We start from the raw sequence: 16,351 nt of genomic DNA, 5'->3' as shown, positions 1-16,351 counted from the left end.
TACTGCATCAATGCAAGCAGCGTACAGGGCGATCCGCAAATTGGCTTCATGTGGCGTTTCAGCAAGAGCGGGGCGCTCACGGGAGGGCCGACCTTCCTTGACCTTCGAACGGACACGGCAGTCGAGGTATTTCCGCCGTCGTTCGACGATCATGAGAAGTTCCGGGCCTGGGGCAGCCCCTTGGGACCGCTGGTCGGCGACAAGTCGATCTCGAACGAGGTGAATGCATTCACCAACCAACTGTGTTCCATATCACCACCACCACCGCCGCCACCACCACCGGGGCCGCCGCCACCTCCACCGCATGTGATACCTACGCCATTCCCGGTGTTCCCGCCGGTACCGCCGTCGCCACCACCACCTCCGCCGCCACCTCCGCCGGGGCCGCCACCGCCGCCACCTCCACCAGGGCCACCTCCACCACCTCCACCGGGGCCGCCGCCTCCACCGGCTCCTCCGCCACCGCCTATGCCAGTGCCGCATGCAAATCTTGCACGCGCGCTTGGGACGGACTTTGCGCGCAGTTACTTCATCTCGGACGCGATTCTCGCGGGGTTCAACCAATACGCAAGCGTCGCCACAAGTCCTACCTCAGCATCGATGGGCCACGGCTGGCATGCCTGGATGACACCGCGCCAGGTCAACTTCACCGACCGGGTCGTCGGACTCACGTCGCAGGGCACGCTGTCGGAACTGACATACGGGCTCGACTATCGCGTCAGCCCGGACCTGATAGCGGGTTTTGCGTTCAATCCGGAAAGCACCAAGGTCACGTACGACGGACTGAATGCATCGATTTACCAGTCGGGAATCGGCGGAGGGCCCTATCTGGGATGGCTCATCAGTCCAACGACGCTGTTTGATGCCTGGCTCGGTTACGCACGGCTCGATCGCGCCTTCGACGTTTTCGGGCACGGTGCCAACATGCCGGTTGACCGCGCCTTCCTATCCGCGAGCCTGACCCAGACCATCGATACGCCCTGGATGCGTGTCGTGCCCCGGTTCACGGTTTTTCATGCTCACGACGAGGTCGGGGGTGTGACAAGCGGCCAGGGATTTCCGATCCCCGGCCAGGGCTATAGCTGGGGTCACGTCGAAGGTTCTGTGGAGCTCAATCGCGATGTCGTGCTTGACCAGCGATTTCTGCTGCAGCCGTTCGTGCAGGCCACGTTGCGGTACGATACCCAACAGCTCGTCAATAGTGTCACCACAATCGATGGCACCGACGTTGAGCTCACACGTTGGCATGGACAACTGCGTGGCGGTGTCCGCGCGCGACTCGGATCACAAGCCGAACTGTGGCTGTCAGGCGGCTACCTGTCATTCTTCACTCCTGGAATCGATGCGTGGGAGGCGAAGGCGCATTTCCGCATGCAGTTCGACGAGGCGAACTCCGCCTTTGCAGCGTATATCCCGGTCAAGGCTCCGCCGCCGGTCGCGCCCTACAGCTGGACCGGCTGCAGCTTCGGCGTGAACGCCGGCTATGGTTCGGCCAAAGCTGAGTTCTCCTCCACTCCAAACCGCGCCATCGCCGATTTTGCGCAAAGCAACGGAGTGGTCTCCGAACTTGCCGCCCAGCAGGCAAGTTCGATCGATACTCAGCGCGCGGGAGGACTTACGGCCGGCGCCGGCGTTTCCTGCAATGTGCAATTCGATAGGACAGTCATCGGGCTCGAAACGGACATCAACTACAGTGACTTCCGATCAACTGAGCCGCCGAGACAGTTTCCGATTGCTGCCGGGGTGTCCAATACCTGGGAAAACAGTTTTCGGTCGAACTACTTCGGCACTGTCCGCGGACGCCTGGGGCTGCTGGCGAACCCATCGAATATGCTGTACGTGACTGCCGGTTTGGCCTACGCGGATTTTGCCTTTTCGACGGCGACGGATTTTCCCGGATTCTCGGGCTTTCGATTTGCGGGTTCCGACGCTCGCGTGAAACTTGGTTGGACAGCGGGCCTCGGATGGGAGGCCATTGTGAGCGGTCCATGGACGGCGAAGTTCGAATACCTCTATGTTGATCTCGGTGATCGGACGGCTCCGGCACCACAGAACATCGGCGCCCTAAGCGGATTCGCATGGACACACTCCGCCAAATTGACTGAGAATATCGTTCGCGTAGGGTTGAGCTACAAATTTGCCGGTCCGCCAAATGGCGGTCAGGGCTGGTTTTCGCAATGAAGTAGTATCCGAACCGATGCCCAAACTCGTCGCCTACACAATGGACGGCCATGCTCTTCGCATCCGTCCTGCGCCGCTCGAGCGGGACTGGATGGACGCCACCGACCACCGGTTCGCGTATCGCTGCCTGCCGCTCAACATTGTAAACGCTCACGGCTGGGAATTGCTCTGTCCATCGGGTTTTTCAGCGCGGTGGGACGGGCTCAACCACAAAGAAACCATTCGGATCAAGCCCGATCTCGGCACCCAGGCGCCGGCCGTCAGCCACTTCGGGCATGGCGTGTTGACCTTCCACGTCCCGTGCCTGTTCCGCACCGATCCCGGCTTCGATCTCTTTGTGACCGGACCTATCAACAGGCCGAAAGATGCCATCGCACCGTTGAGCGGGATCATCGAGACGGATTGGTCCCCGTACACCTTCACGATGAATTGGCGCTTCACGCGTACGAATACAAAGATTCGGTTTGAGCAGGGGGAGCCATATTGCCATCTTTTTCCGGTTGAACGCGGAAGCCTCGAGCGCATCAAGCCGGAGACGTTGCCGCTATCGAAAGCACCCGACATCGAGCGCGAATACAAACTATGGTCCGAAGGTCGCCTCGCCTTCAATACCGATTTGCAGCACCCGGGATCGGAAGCAACGCAGCAGCAGTGGCAGAAAGCATATTTTCGTGGCCTGAATCCCTCGGGCGAGGAAACGCATGCGGACCATCGAAGCCGCCTTCGCTTGAAGGATTTCGTTGCGAAAGATTAGGCGACGACTCCTGGGCGATGGCAACTCCAAGGAAGAGCTTCACTGCCTCAATTGTAGGCGGCAAGCATCGCGCGTCTTTCAGGATCCGATGTCAGGTGCGCAATCACTAGAATTGCCGCTTCGTACGGCAGTGCGCGAATCCGAATTTTGGAGCTTCGCTGCTTGCATCGAACAGGCTCGGTCGTACGGACGATTAACGACTCAGCTTTGTCCCACTGGCGCCCGATGATGCTGTCGAGGTCCGGGGCTTCATCCCCACTGAAATACGGTTCAGTGTGTTCATACCTGCGGCAATCCGACACACTGCAACAGGTCAACCGTCATCAACCGCGCGGGGACTAACCTTTTAGCGTGGCTGGTCTGACCGCAGCGGGAAAAGGCTGCGCAGCCGCCGCAGCCGAACACCTTATATGGAAATATGGAACGTCTCCATGTCCGACACCCATACCCGCGACCCCTCGTGGAAAACCGATTTGATCTGGCACTATTTCCACACCGTCACTACGCCGGCCAAGGCGCCCGCCTATCGCAAGTTCTACAGCAACCAAGACCCGAGCGACGAATTGGACAACCGCCATCGCGTCTATGAAATGCTGGTGGATGAGCCGCTGCACACCCATCCTACCCTGTCGACGACCTCGACGGACGAGTCGATGGAAAACTACAAGAAGAGCAAGCTGCCGTGGAACCAGAACAATGGCGGATTCCTCAAGGCGGTGAACAATGAATATTGGTGCGGTTCGATCCTCAAGATCGTGTTCGTCCGCTATATGGGCTGGAAAATGGCTGAACCGACGGCGCGCGACCAGGTAAGCGTGGGCCGGGATCCCAGCAAAGCCGTGGATTGGACAATCAAGAATCTCGAAAACAAGGTGCCGCTGCGGGCCTCCCTTGGCGGCGCCCACTATGTCGGCATCGTCGGCCACCGTACTGCAGGAGCCGGCAACAAAATCACCGAGTTTCTGTGCCTCGACCCATGGGCCTATGGCATCGACGGCGGCAATCAGGCGATGATATATGCCGGTACGCCGACCGCCTTTCTCGGAATCAGCAAACGCGACGACGCGATATGGACCTACAGTAACAAGGCCGTCGCCTTCGTCGAACGGCCATCCTAGGAAATCATAGCAGCGAGTTACCATCATGCTCGCTCGCCGCCGAGCTGCTTTAGTCGTCTACGGAATGGGATGTTTCTGAAAGCCCACCAAGTTCCGATTCTGGTAAACCTGTCCAGAAACGCAATTAGTCCTATCCTTAAGAGCTTCGAGAATATGGGCTATCCCACGGGTGGCATATCGATCCATCGATATCCCGGACGCGGCCGGACTCGCGGCGCTCCTGAATCGCTAAACGAGCTGCAACCAGAGGCCGTTTCGGGTCAATCGCGCCATTCCAACTGACCGTCCCTGACTTCCGGTCTACCCCGGAAAGCGGACAACTTCTCTCTATCAGAGACTCAGATTGTGTGCTGCCTTGATCTTGCCGATGGTTCAGCCAAGTGCCGAGCATAGGCAGGCATCGGCGACACTCTTCTAAGAGCTACCGAGGCGATTTGGATCTATCAAGGCGAGCTGCGCATGGCATACGCATTTGCTTGCTGACCCGTCTTACTGTGACGGTCAGCCGCCAAATCGCTTCACCAGCTTTGAACTTTTGGCCGCACCAATCTGCTGACTGGTCAAATCGCTTCCCACGCTCAACCCTTTCGTCATCAAGTTGCTGCGCAGCGCGGCCGACTTCTCGTCGGCGTAGTCTACGTCGACGTGGTCGAGACTCATCAAATGCCCAAGTTCATGGGCCCAGGCGCGTCCACTGGCGAAGTCATTGCCATACCATTGGACAAAGCTTGCCGGCTCGGGATCGCTATGAAGGTATGAGCTGCCACCAGCCGAGAGATTGACAATCGGATTAACGAGATAGATGTGGACCGCGTTGTCAGGGGCATGCCGGAGACTGAGAACATCCAGCACGCGCTGATCATTGTTGCGCGCGCTCTTTGCCATATCGAGCGGTTTGTCTTCCAGATAGTCATTGATCACGAACGCAATCTTGGCCTTCGCCCAGATTTTGTTGACCACATCCAGTGCCTTTTTGGCTGACTCGCCACTCCATTTCTGAGGCTCGGGGACACCCTTTTCAGCGAATGGCGTGACGTAGATTTTCAGCGGAATAGACATGTGCGTCTCCAACGTTAGAGATTTCGACGACACGCCCGGTGGGCGTCCGCACGTCGACGACCAAATCCCGAGGACGCAGATTTCGATCCTTGTTCTGGACCCGCACGTCTCAGCTTGAGCGGATTGGCGTTGCTTCCAGATAGACGCAGTTCGCGTTCCTATGGAAGAGGCTCGCGGCTGCGACAAACGGTCGAGACGAACCGGTTGAACCTTGTCGACGCCACAGGGACTAACAACGCGCCCGTCCAAGCTCACGATCCTGCGCGATCATCGCTTGCGCATCGGGCGATGCGCGCTCAATTCTGAGTTCACGATCCAGGGATGGAACTTCGCTTGGCGAAACCCGGCCGGTTGCCGGCACTCCCAGCCCCCTGCGCAAGAAACAAAAAAACAACCATTTCAATATCTTACATGACACCGATATCGTTCGGCTGCCCGCCATGAACCCTACACTCTTCCGTGTGCTCTTGAACGTCCTCGCTGCCTCGAACGACAATATCAGGAATGGATTGGACTCAAGATTGTTACTGTACGGAGGTAGGCCGGCGCTCGTAACGTTTGACGCAGTCGAGTTTGCGCGCGGCCATTTTCGATAATGGTGCCATTGTTTCGGGCCGATTTCGGACGTTCGCCATGCGCTTGTACACACACCTCAGAGTTTTTGTTCTTCTTGCTGCTTCAGTTCTCCTGGCGTCTCAGCCAGCCTGGGCGACGAGGCGAGTGGCTCTGGTAGTCGGAAACTCCAATTATCAAAACGCGCCGCTGCTTCCGAATCCTGCCAATGATGCTGCCGCTATCGCCGCGACCCTGAAGGGCGCCGGGTTCGATGTGGTGGAGTCTCGGCTGAACCTGACATCGAGCGACATGCGGCGGGCGCTGAGGGATTTCGCCGATCAAGCCCGCGATGCAGACATCGCCTTCGTCTACTATGCAGGTCATGGAATCGAGATCGACGGGACGAATTATTTGATCCCGACGGATGCCAGACTCGAACGCGACACTGATATCTATGACGAGGCCTTCTCGCTCGATCGTGTCCTGTTGGCGATCGAGCCCGCGAAGCAACTGCGCGTCGTGATCGTTGACGCCTGTCGCAACAATCCATTTGCCGACACGATGAAACGAACTGTCGCTTCGCGCGCGATCAGCCGCGGGCTCGCACGGGTAGAACCCGCCGTATCCAACACGCTGATCGCATTTGCAGCGAAAGCCGGACTGACCGCACTCGACGGCAACAGCAAGAACAGTCCATACGCGACAGCGCTGGTCAAGTATATCGCGAAGCCTGGACTCGACCTGCGCAGAGCTTTCGGCTTCGTTCGCGATGATGTCTTGCAAGCTACTGGCAATCGACAGGAGCCGTACGTTTACGGCTCGCTGGGCGGCGAGGACGTTGCGCTCGTACCAAAGGCAGAGGAGCCGGTGCCGGTGCCGCCGCCGGTCAACGCCTCGTCGGAGATTCGTCGTGACTACGAATTGGCCCTCCAGCTCGGCAATAAAGCCGCCATGAGTGCGTTCCTCGCCCAGCATCCCGACGGCTATTACGCAAATCTGGCCAAGCTTCAGCTCAATCAGATCGACGCGGAGGACGCACGCGTTACCGCGACCAAGAAAGCGCAGGAAGCTGAGCAGCAGCAAGCTCGGCTCGTGTCCGAAGGTGCCCAGCGGGCCGAGCAGGAAAAAGCGGCCGCAGATCTCAAGGCTGCGGAGGATGCCCGTATCGCGGCAGAAAGAACAAAGCAGGCAGCGCAGGAACAAGCAACCGAGGCCGAACGGAAGCGGACTGCATCCCAATCCTCAACTGTCGCCGTGCTATCCGCGAACGGACCCGTCCTCGACAGCGCCAAGCCGGATAATCTTGCACCCGCTCCCCCCTCTCAGACCAGCGAGGGCGCGAAGGTTGCCGCCTTGAACACGGCGCCGCCGCAGCAGGAGCTTACGAAATCAGTACAGAGCGAATTGAGCCGGGTCGGCTGTTTCACGGGCTCCATCGACGGTGAGTGGAACGCGACCTCGCGTCGTTCCCTGACCCTGTTCAATCAGCACGCCGGGACCAAATTTGACGTCAAGCTCGCAAGCCTCGATGCGCTCGATGCGATCAAGCTGAAGCCGGCCCGAGTCTGCCCGCTGATCTGCGAGCACGGCTACAGGGCGGACGGCGATCAGTGCCGCAAGATCACCTGCGCCGAGGGCTCGTTCCTGAACGAGGACAACGAATGCGAGAAGCGCCGCGGGAAAAAGCCGGTGGCGAAGCGTAACATGGATGAGCGCCCGTCGCGCGCGGATCGTCCGGTCCGCGTGAGGCCCGAGCCGCAAGCCGATGTTCCCCGACGACAGGCGACCGCCAGGCCCTCGGGTGGCAGTGGCCAGATCGTGTGTGATTCTTATCTATGCCGCCCGGTCCGTCGCGGATGTCATCTCGATTACCGTGGCGGCGGAGGTCCCGGCGGCGGTACCGGCAACGTTGAGGTCTGCAACTAGAGCGTTTTCGAGCGAAGTGGACGCCGGTTCGCGTAAAGAAAACGCGTCAAAACAAGAATCTAGAGCTTCGGTTCTGATTCAATCAGAACCGAAAACGCTTTAGGACGGCATGCACGGTGGCGCGCTCGAGATCTCTTCCGTAATCGGTAAGGCCATCCGATGGGGCCTGGTTTGGCGACGATTGAGGGCAACGGAGCTCAACAGCGGATTCCTGCATTGAAGAAGTTGAACGTCAGCCTCGGCCACAAGGACATTCACCACATGATCGCGCGGGGCGGTGTCTTCAGCCGCCTGAGCAAGCTGTAGCAACGCGATCGCTTACCTACTTGATGGAGTATGATTTGATGTCGAACGACCAATTGTTCGGCACCAGTTTTCCGCTGCCGCTGTCCGGTACACGCAGCTGACTTGTCCAGTCCGACAGATAGCTCAACGTATCGGCCGGCCCCTGAACCTTGCGCTGAATGTCTGGCAAATCGAGCAATTGCGCACGCCGCTCGCTCAGGATCGCAACGATCACAGCGGACCCGGCCGGCGGCGCGACGACATATTCAAATCCGCGTTGCTGTGCCGCCGGGGTCGGAACAATGAATTGGACGCCAGGCTTGACAAGATTCATGTCGGGTCCGACCGACTGCGCCAACAGCTCGGCAGTCGGAAAGATCTGGGACATGCGCCCTTCCGCATCAACATCCACCAGCATGAGATACCCAGGCTTCCTGGCGGTCACACCGAATGACACCTTGCTGCCAATGTTGACAGTTGGACCCGGCAGGATTTCAAGCGACACGCTGGCAGCATTTGCCGGGCCGCGCGGGGCCTGTACGCGCCAGAGCAACGGAGCGATCGTCGCGCTTGCAGACGGAAATGCCGTTGGCAGTGGCGCCGCGGACACGGCCCTGCTTCCCGCCAGCACCAGCACGATCGCGAGCCATGATTGCTTGCAAACCCGTTCCGCTGGCGACATGACCTGCTTTCCCACGTTTGTCAGGGAACGCTGAAAAAGCCGATCGACGCGATCCGTGCGTCCGCCGGCAGGTAGCGCTCCAGACTCTTGATTACCTGCCCCGAGGCACGACGCCGGTTGAGCTGCATCAGGACCGTCTCCAGGTCAACCATCCGCTGCTGCGAGGTCACCGCAACGATCTGCTCGGCACCGAACGGCTCACCTACCCGAAGAGGCAGCCGCAGATTCGCCGATCGCGCCAGCGCGGCATCAGAACCCACCGGATACAGCATTTGGATAGTTCCATCACCGGACACGTTGAATAGCAGCACCGCTCGTGAACCGACGTCGGACAATTCGACCTCGACGGCCTGGCCGCTGCGCTGCTGTCGGTCATCCGGCCAAATACGCATTACCTGCGGCGACTGCGTCGCCATGCGCTTAAGCTCCCGAATTGCTGCAGTTCTGTTGACCACTGTCGTCAGGCCGGCAACGTCAACACCATAGGCGACCACATCGCCCCAGGCGATTACGTCATGCGACACGGGGTCCCAGATCAGGTCGGGATTATCAGTTGGTTGAACGGCCTGCACACTGGCATCCTGCGGCTTGACGCCGGCGAAATAGTTCGTCTTGCCGTCAAGCGCGGCCAAACGGATCGGCGAGGTGAGGCGGAAGGGCGGCAGTGCGGCACTGGGCGCGGCCGGGCCGTTCGCGGCGACGCCGGTTGGAGCGGTTTGTGACGTGGCCGTTACGGCCGGCGGCGCGGGAGGTTGTTTTTCGGCGGACATGACGGAAACACCTTGACCAGAGGCAGCTCTCGCGGCCGTCCCCTGGATCAGCACGACGCCGCGCGTCAGTCCGAAGGCGACGTCGGTTTCCGGCGTCTGTGTCGGCGACGATACCGTCACGATGTTCTGGCGTTGGTCGGACAGTTGATAGACCACCTGCCGAACATTGCTGAAAAGCTCTTTCAGAGTCACTTTCCCATCATGATTGATGTCCGCGTTGCCCTCCACTGCCCGTGCGACGGCATAACTCAGTGCGCCGCGCAGGCCATCGATCCCGGGGATCCGCACTTCCGGCGCCTTGGTGTAACGATCGACGGCGGCGATGAATGCGGTGTGGTCGAGATCGAGTTCGGACTTCGGGTCGTCGCTGCTCGACACCGGCTTCAATTCATCAACCAGCAGCGTGTAGCGCGGCACCTGTCGAAAGCTCATCTCTGCCGCACGCGGATCGATATCGCGCACCATTCCACCGCCGTGGCAGGTATCCGCAACGAAGATCACTTTCGCGCCACGCAATTCGAACTGCCGGATGAAATGGTTGAATTCGCTTCCCAGAATGCGCTCGACCGATCCGGCCGGCGTGGTAGCGAATTCAGGCAGCAGGAACACGTTCTCCATTCCGTCCGGTTCGGAGCCCTTGACGCGTTCCGGCTCCTGCGTGCCGTGACCTGCGATCGACAGGAAGATGAGGTCGTTGCTCTTTGTCCGCTCCACCAGTGAGCTGATCTCACGCAGCACGCTTGCCCTATCCGCCTGTGCATTCGTCAGTTCGACCACATCGCTGACGCCCATGGTCCTCAGGCTGGACACGATGTCATTGGCGTCGGCGACTGCGCCCTTCAATTTGCGTACATGCTGGTAGTCGTCGATGCCGATGACGAGCGCCCGGAGGGCCGCACCGTCCGGGTTACTTATCGACAGTTCTCCCGCCGCATGCGCGCGCTGGAGTGGCAGGCCGATCAACGTAGCGAGCAGGATGGCGGCACACAGCCAACCGGTCTTTTGATCAAAGCCCCTGAGCCTTCGCATCTTGATCCACCTCGATATCAAGCGGGTCTGCCCTGGAACCACACCGGTAAGGTAGAGCGGCAGGATGCCGTCCGGACCTCCAGAAACCAGCTCGCAGGAAGTGATCCATGTTCATCTGTAGCCCTAGCGAGACCCCAGGTTCAGCGCCGTTTGTTCGCTGTCTTGCGGCCTGTCGGCGCTTCGGTCTCCTGATAGGCGTTCGCGGATACGGTAGTCTGATCATCTGCGAACGCCCGAAAGCGGACCGGAACGTAGCCGCGCGCGAGCAGGCTTGCCAGCGGATAGACGTTGCGGCAGACGCGACCGTTGCAGCCACCCGTCGAAGATTCCATGACCTCCGCCTTGCGATCCGGCGTGAACCGCAGGAACAACATCACGTGGGAACCCGGCTTGTTCAGGGCGTCACCAGGCTTGAGGTCCCAGGGGTTGGTCACGGGTGCGGCGATCGCGGGGATGGCGGCTGTCGTGTAGTGAACGGAAAGTCCCCACGCGGCGCTGACGAATGCCGAACAGTCGACGCCGGCCACATCCGGTCGTGGCTCGTTACGGGTGCAGACATTACCCGCCAGGGTCCCGCCTTCGATCCGCTGCCGGAAGTTGGCGAGCGAACCGTGGCAACCCCAGCAATAGGGCACGCCGCGCACTTCCTGGTTTACTTTACCCTGCAGATACCACGGCCGGCGAATACGGCTGAAACCGGAACATTGACTGTCGGGATCGCTACCGTAGTTCGCCGGTGTCAGCTTCCACTGAACGCCCTCAAAGGCGAAGGCCGTCTCGATCGCCTGCTGGCGATTGGACGGCCGCACGGCGGCGGTCGCATTGAACTTGATATCCGGCTGCGCCGCCGGCGCGGTCGCCGTGCGCGATGGCCGGACGTCAATGACGGATACCTTCCCGAGGGGCCGGAAGCCGACACCGACCACCTCAACACCCTCCGGCTTGGTGCGCAGAAAATAGACATCGCCGTCGCCTGAGACAGTGACGAACCGCCGGGTCACGGGCGTGTTCTCCAAAGGCAATTCGTAGATGCCCTCCAGGCGTCCGTTCGCGGCATAGCGGGCAACGAATGTGGAGGCATTCTTGCCCGATGGCGGAATGTCCTCGGCCAGCACGTAGAAGCGGTCACTGTTGTCGATCTCAAGAAACTCCACGGTGCCGAGCTGGTTGCGGACACGCAGGCCGAGCTGACCGATGGTCTCGTTGCTGACCATGGTCTGGATCTCGACCCGCACGCTGGCATTGCCCTTGTCCGGAATGATGTCAGCGATCACCGATCCCTTGCTGCGCGAGGCGATATACTGCCGGTCGGGCTGTCGCGTCGTCCTTACGATGGCCGCGCGGGTATTCTGATCGAGCAAGTCGGTTGGACTGCTCAGCGCCTGCGAGCCCATTTGGGCGAAGGCCGAAATGGCGACCTGGTCGTCCGAGCCGCGGGACGACGCTTCCTCAAGCTGGATCACGTCTCCGCCCAGCCCGCGTGTGGACTGTCCCGGTGCCGCCTTCAGCATCCGTACGCCGCCGTCCCAAACCATGATGTCGTCGTTGCGGACAACGAGGTCGGTAGGCTGGACATCGCCTGGCATCTTCAGGATGTCAGGTGCAGTGCTCGATAGTTTGGGGTCGAACTGCAGAATGCGGCCGTTGACCTGATCAAGCACAAACAGGTTTCCCCGTCCGTCAGCGCTGAGCGCTTGCGGGCCCGCGAGTTCGACGTCCTGCCCGGCCGGTACGATTCCTACCATGGAGGCAGCCGAACCGCCGGCAAAGCTTCGCACGACGGCATCGTCGGCCTTTGCACCGGTTGCAGCGAAGGCTGCACCGACGATAGAGAGCCAGATCCAGCTAGATCGACGAAGCATATCCGCCTCAATGTAACCGAACCGAATGCGGCGTCAGTCCGACTAATCCAAGACTGCTAATCCAAGACTGCTAATCCAAGACTGCGCGAGCGCAGCGTCAATTAGTGGCGAGCAACCCCAATCCCGTTCAACTCTTTCACTGGACGGTGATAGTCCGAACTCCTTCAGCTTGCAGTGCAAAATCATGGCCAGAAACAGATTTGAGCAAGTCAGCGAAATCCAGCCCGACGCGATTACTCTGGTTTTGAGGCGCGACGATGCGGGTGCCTCCGGGTCAATCGTGTTGCCAGCCGCCGCAAGCGGGGGACGCCTGAGCAGCGACCAGGTCAGCGCCCATATGCCGGCCCAGGACGCCTTTCGCGGCGCAATCCGGCTCGCCAATGACATGAAGCTCGCGATCGTGGTTTGCGACCGGGATGGCGTCTGGAAGCCGGAATGGGGAGACCTTTACCAGGCGATCGATTGAGCCCACACGGGCGGACGCTGCGGCGCCGCATGGAGGCCGGCATGGCAAATGAAGCGTTAAGCGGGTTGTCCTTGAGGTCGCGAGCCTTGATGATCGCCCTTTTGACCGCAACCAGCTGGCCCGCGCGGGCAAACGATTCCGCCGCCGAATTGTCCATCGGCGGGCTGCAATTCGTTCGCACCAAGGATGTGACCATGGCGAGCGAGGAACTTCATATCGGACTGGACAGGGTCAGCGTTCGCTACCAATTCGTCAACCAGACGAGCAAGCCGGTTGCGCTCACTGTCGCTTTTCCGCTGCCCGACATCGATTTGTCCGATGCCGAGAACATTGCGCTTCCATCGAGCAATCCGGTCAACTTCGTCGAGTTCGAGACCAGGATCGACGGCAACCCGGTGCCACTGACCATCGACCAACGCGCCATGGTCGGCGATAGGGATGTCACCGCCCTTCTCCGTCAGTTCAAGCTGCCCCTGCTGCCGCTCGGTGATCGGGAGATCCGGGTGGCCGATCTGCCGGCAACAACCCGAACGAAGCTGATCGATGACGGCCTTCTGATGCCCGCCGGCATGAGCGACAACGGTCGCCAGCAGTACACGCCCGGCTGGATAACCAAGACTTCGGCTGTTCGCGAGCAAGTATTTCCACCGACACGTACTATCATTGTCGAGCATCAGTATCGCCCGAGCGTCGGCTCCAGCCCTGACACGGTCCTGCGCTCGGGTCTGCGTCGCAACGCAGCACTAGGTTCGGAAGTCGAGCGGTACAGGAAAGAGTATTGCGTCACGGATGCGTTCCTTGCCGAATTGGACAAGCGCACGGGCAACAGCCAGGACAATGCGGCAAAGCTGCAGGAGCGGCGTATTTCCTACGTGCTCAAGACGGGTGCGAACTGGGCAGGTCCAATCCGATCCTTCACGTTGACGATCGATTTTGGCGGCGACGACCGTCTGGTCAGTTTTTGTCCGGGTCGGCTCAATCCGTCCCCTGCCAACAACTCGCGTCAATTCACGGCAAGCGACTTCAAGCCGGATGCCGACCTGAAAATCTTGATGATCGGCAAGTTCTGAAGAGCAGTTCAATTCGTGAGCATCACATAGCGTGCGGCCGCAGTGAGGGTCACATTGCCGCGCTGAGCTTCGCTTATCGCCTGCAGGAAGAATGTGTCGGCGGCTGTCGGCCGTGGCTGGCGCAACGAGTCCAGAACCCTCGGGGCCGCAACGACCAATAGCAGTTGCGGACCGGTCGCACGCGCCATCGGCAGAGCAAACGAAAGCGAGTCGATGCCCGGCTTCAGGAGATAGGACAGGCTTTGCACCTCGCCGCGATCCGAGACCATGAGCAATTCCACCACCCGGTTGGCAAAATTCTCGATTGTCCCGTTCAGGGTTTCGCCGGCCTTCAGCTCCGTCGCTGACAGGTTGATGCGCGGCGCACGCGCTTGATCGCTTCCGACCTGGCTCAAGAATTTGACGGCCGGACATTGTGCCGGATTCACCTGCCTGACGCCGACCGAAGCCTCAAATCCCTGCTCCTTTCGAAACGCCTTGTCGAAGGTATCGAACGGGGCGGTCGAGGCGCCGAAGCCTTCAATGACGGCCGCGCTTGAGCTCACTGCAACAGGCAGGATGAAGAAGCAGTCGCCGCCCGCATATTGGGCGACATATCTGCGGATGCGCTCGGCTCGACCCGGCCCATCGGGCGACGAGGACGGCGTCACCGTCGGCTGAGACGGCAGCTTCACCGGCTCCTGACGTGCTGGCTGTGGCGGAGCAGGCTCGATGCTGGACGGCGCCGTTTTCCCGGCGAGTTTCGGAGGCGGCGGCAAGGCCGCTAAGCCTGATGTCGACCAGACGAATTTATAGAAGGTGTACCCACCGCCCCCCAGCAGAACCAGCAGCGCTGCGACGCTGGCGCCGAGCAAGATGCTGCGAGAGCTCCGCGTGGTTGATGGCACCCGCTCCTGCTGTGCAGACGTCGCGCGTTCCGGCTTCCCCAATGGATCGAAGCCGTAGAGCGGTGCGGCGGACGGCTGAACCGAAGCCTCCGGCACCCAGTTGGCGACCTCCGCCATGGTCGGGCGCAAGGCGGGGTCTGGCTGCAGCATCCTCTCCAGCAGGGGCCTGATACGCATATCCACTGCGCCGAGATCGGGCACGCGTCGACGTTTCTCGACCAGTTGAAACTGGCTTCCGCCCATATCGAGCTTCTGTCCGGTCAAGGCGTGGAAGAGCACGAGACCAAAGCTGTAGACGTCGGACTTCGCGGTGACATCATTGCCGTACAAGCCAACCTGTTCCGGCGAAGCGTAATTATCCTTGCCGGCGAAGCCGGAGCCAATAATGGTCTTGTCACCCATCTGGGTGGACCGAGCGATACCAAAGTCGATGATCTTCGCCCGCTTTACGTCGTCGAGCGGCACGATGATGTTGTCGGGGGAGACGTCGCGATGGACAATGCCGTGCTCGTGAGCGGCCTGCAGGCCCGATGCGACACGCTGCATCAACTTGATCAGCGCTTCGAAGGTCAGCGGCCCATCGTCGAGCATGTTCGACAGCGAGCGCCCATTCACAAATTCCATCGCGAGATACGGGCGCTGCAGCACGGGTTCGACCGTGAACAGGAAGTAGCGAACGATCGCTTCATGCGGAAGATTGTGAAGTGCTGCCGCCTCCCGGCGGAACAGCGCAAGTGCCGCCTCGTTGTCGACCATGTCGGGCAGCAACATTTTGACCGCAACGGGCGATCCGGTCTGGATCTCGCGGCATCGGTAGACCTCGCCCATGCCGCCTGCCCCGATCATCGTTTCGATCTCGTAGATACCGTTGAGCCGGGTGCCGGCCGGCACACCGCGGTAGGATGATCGAAACGGATCGTTCGCGGTCATGCTCGCGGCTCCCGCTCGAGCGGCGTCCTCGTGGGCTCTGAGGATCGTGGCGCCAGCAATCGCACGATCACGATCGTCACGTTGTCGAGCCCGCCGCGATCAAGAGCGAGCGCTAGCATGTCGTTGCAGGCTGCCTGGGCAAGCCGAGTGGCCGCGTGCTGTTGGATCTCGTCATCCTGCACGTGTCGGGTCAAGCCGTCGCTACAAATCACGAAAATGTCTTCCGCTTCGGCCGGACCAGTCACCACCTCGAACTCGGGGTCGGCGACAACGCCGACAGCCCGGGTGATGGCATTGTTCGGCCAATCCTGGACCTCTTCGCGCGATAGCGTGCCGCCGGCGATCAGTTCCTCCAATTCGCTATGATCGTGCGACACTTGGGTGATGCCGTCGCGGTTGATCAGGTACACTCGGCTGTCACCCGCCCATATACAGGCATAATGGCCGTCGCGTACAAGCAGGACTGCCGTTGTGGTCCCGACAATGGCACCCTGCCTTGCATGGCTGAGTGCCAGGATCTGCTGGTTGGCGCTGAACAGACGCGCCTCGCATTGTGCCAATAGGTCCGCCGCGGAGTCAGGCGCGCCGATCGCATCAAGCGACTGTACCACGATGTGGCTGGCAAGATCGCCCGCCTCATGACCGCCCATGCCGTCAGCGACGGCCCATAGGCCGACGTCGGTTCGTACCAGGCAAGAATCCTCGTTCCGCGCCCGCACCCGTCCGGTGTGAGTGACCCAACCAACATCAAACAAGGATGGGACGTGTACCATCGCG

At 60.4% G+C, this 16,351-nt stretch carries 13 protein-coding genes; 6 read left to right on the top strand and 7 right to left on the bottom strand.

Annotated features, from left to right (window positions below; translation table 11 throughout):
* Nucleotides 1-313: 313 nt before the first annotated feature.
* Nucleotides 314-448, bottom strand: coding sequence for a hypothetical protein (locus ABIB78_RS02030; RefSeq protein ID WP_429020833.1), 135 nt, complete (start codon nt 446-448; stop codon nt 314-316).
* A gap of 176 nt (nt 449-624) precedes the next feature.
* On the opposite strand from ABIB78_RS02030, the gene ABIB78_RS02025 reads away from it, so the two are divergent.
* The 3 genes from ABIB78_RS02025 (at nt 625) to ABIB78_RS02015 (ending at nt 4,053) form a co-directional block, all read left to right on the top strand.
* The gene (locus ABIB78_RS02025; protein WP_429020830.1) at nt 625-2,181 is read left to right on the top strand and encodes an outer membrane beta-barrel protein; all 1,557 of its coding nucleotides are present in this window, start codon (nt 625-627) and stop codon (nt 2,179-2,181) included.
* A gap of 16 nt (nt 2,182-2,197) precedes the next feature.
* Entirely contained in the window at nt 2,198-2,935 is a 738-nt protein-coding gene (locus tag ABIB78_RS02020; RefSeq protein WP_429020828.1) for a DUF6065 family protein, read from the top strand.
* Between the two features lie 431 nt (nt 2,936-3,366).
* Complete coding sequence (locus ABIB78_RS02015) at nt 3,367-4,053, top strand: hypothetical protein (protein WP_429020826.1); 687 nt, start codon at nt 3,367-3,369, stop codon at nt 4,051-4,053.
* 501 nt (nt 4,054-4,554) lie between these two features.
* Here ABIB78_RS02015 and ABIB78_RS02010 read toward each other — a convergent pair.
* Entirely contained in the window at nt 4,555-5,112 is a 558-nt protein-coding gene (locus tag ABIB78_RS02010) for a hypothetical protein (RefSeq protein WP_429020823.1), read from the bottom strand.
* A 720-nt stretch (nt 5,113-5,832) separates the two neighbouring features.
* Here ABIB78_RS02010 and ABIB78_RS02005 point away from each other — a divergent pair.
* A complete protein-coding gene (locus ABIB78_RS02005) occupies nt 5,833-7,593 on the top strand; it encodes a caspase family protein (RefSeq protein ID WP_429020820.1) in 1,761 nt (586 codons plus the stop codon).
* A gap of 322 nt (nt 7,594-7,915) precedes the next feature.
* On the opposite strand, the gene ABIB78_RS02000 is transcribed toward ABIB78_RS02005, so the two are convergent.
* The 3 genes from ABIB78_RS02000 to ABIB78_RS01990 form a co-directional block, all read right to left on the bottom strand.
* A complete protein-coding gene (locus ABIB78_RS02000; RefSeq protein ID WP_429020818.1) occupies nt 7,916-8,560 on the bottom strand; it encodes a DUF4384 domain-containing protein in 645 nt (214 codons plus the stop codon).
* A 20-nt stretch (nt 8,561-8,580) separates the two neighbouring features.
* Nucleotides 8,581-10,359: a caspase family protein gene (locus ABIB78_RS01995; protein WP_429020815.1), complete on the bottom strand. Its 1,779-nt coding sequence runs from the start codon at nt 10,357-10,359 to the stop codon at nt 8,581-8,583.
* 140 nt (nt 10,360-10,499) lie between these two features.
* Nucleotides 10,500-12,221: a hypothetical protein gene (locus tag ABIB78_RS01990; protein ID WP_429020813.1), complete on the bottom strand. Its 1,722-nt coding sequence runs from the start codon at nt 12,219-12,221 to the stop codon at nt 10,500-10,502.
* Between the two features lie 169 nt (nt 12,222-12,390).
* On the opposite strand from ABIB78_RS01990, the gene ABIB78_RS01985 reads away from it, so the two are divergent.
* Both ABIB78_RS01985 and ABIB78_RS01980 read left to right on the top strand, forming a co-directional pair.
* Nucleotides 12,391-12,687 carry a hypothetical protein gene (locus ABIB78_RS01985; protein WP_429020812.1) on the top strand — a complete coding sequence of 99 codons (297 nt, stop codon included), beginning with the start codon at nt 12,391-12,393 and terminating at the stop codon, nt 12,685-12,687.
* Nucleotides 12,688-12,776: 89 nt separating this feature from the next.
* Nucleotides 12,777-13,757 carry a DUF4424 domain-containing protein gene (locus tag ABIB78_RS01980; RefSeq protein WP_429021514.1) on the top strand — a complete coding sequence of 327 codons (981 nt, stop codon included), beginning with the start codon at nt 12,777-12,779 and terminating at the stop codon, nt 13,755-13,757.
* Between the two features lie 8 nt (nt 13,758-13,765).
* On the opposite strand, the gene ABIB78_RS01975 is transcribed toward ABIB78_RS01980, so the two are convergent.
* Both ABIB78_RS01975 and ABIB78_RS01970 read right to left on the bottom strand, forming a co-directional pair.
* Nucleotides 13,766-15,574, bottom strand: coding sequence for a serine/threonine-protein kinase (locus ABIB78_RS01975; RefSeq protein ID WP_429020809.1), 1,809 nt, complete (start codon nt 15,572-15,574; stop codon nt 13,766-13,768).
* Entirely contained in the window at nt 15,571-16,347 is a 777-nt protein-coding gene (locus ABIB78_RS01970) for a PP2C family protein-serine/threonine phosphatase (RefSeq protein ID WP_429020807.1), read from the bottom strand. Before ABIB78_RS01970 ends, ABIB78_RS01975 begins: the two co-directional genes overlap by 4 nt.
* Nucleotides 16,348-16,351: the final 4 nt, after the last annotated feature.

The sequence above is a fragment of the Bradyrhizobium sp. I1.14.4 genome (assembly GCF_050435825.1).
GTDB lineage: Bacteria > Pseudomonadota > Alphaproteobacteria > Rhizobiales > Xanthobacteraceae > Bradyrhizobium.
This window is presented reverse-complemented; position numbering and strand designations above follow the sequence as displayed.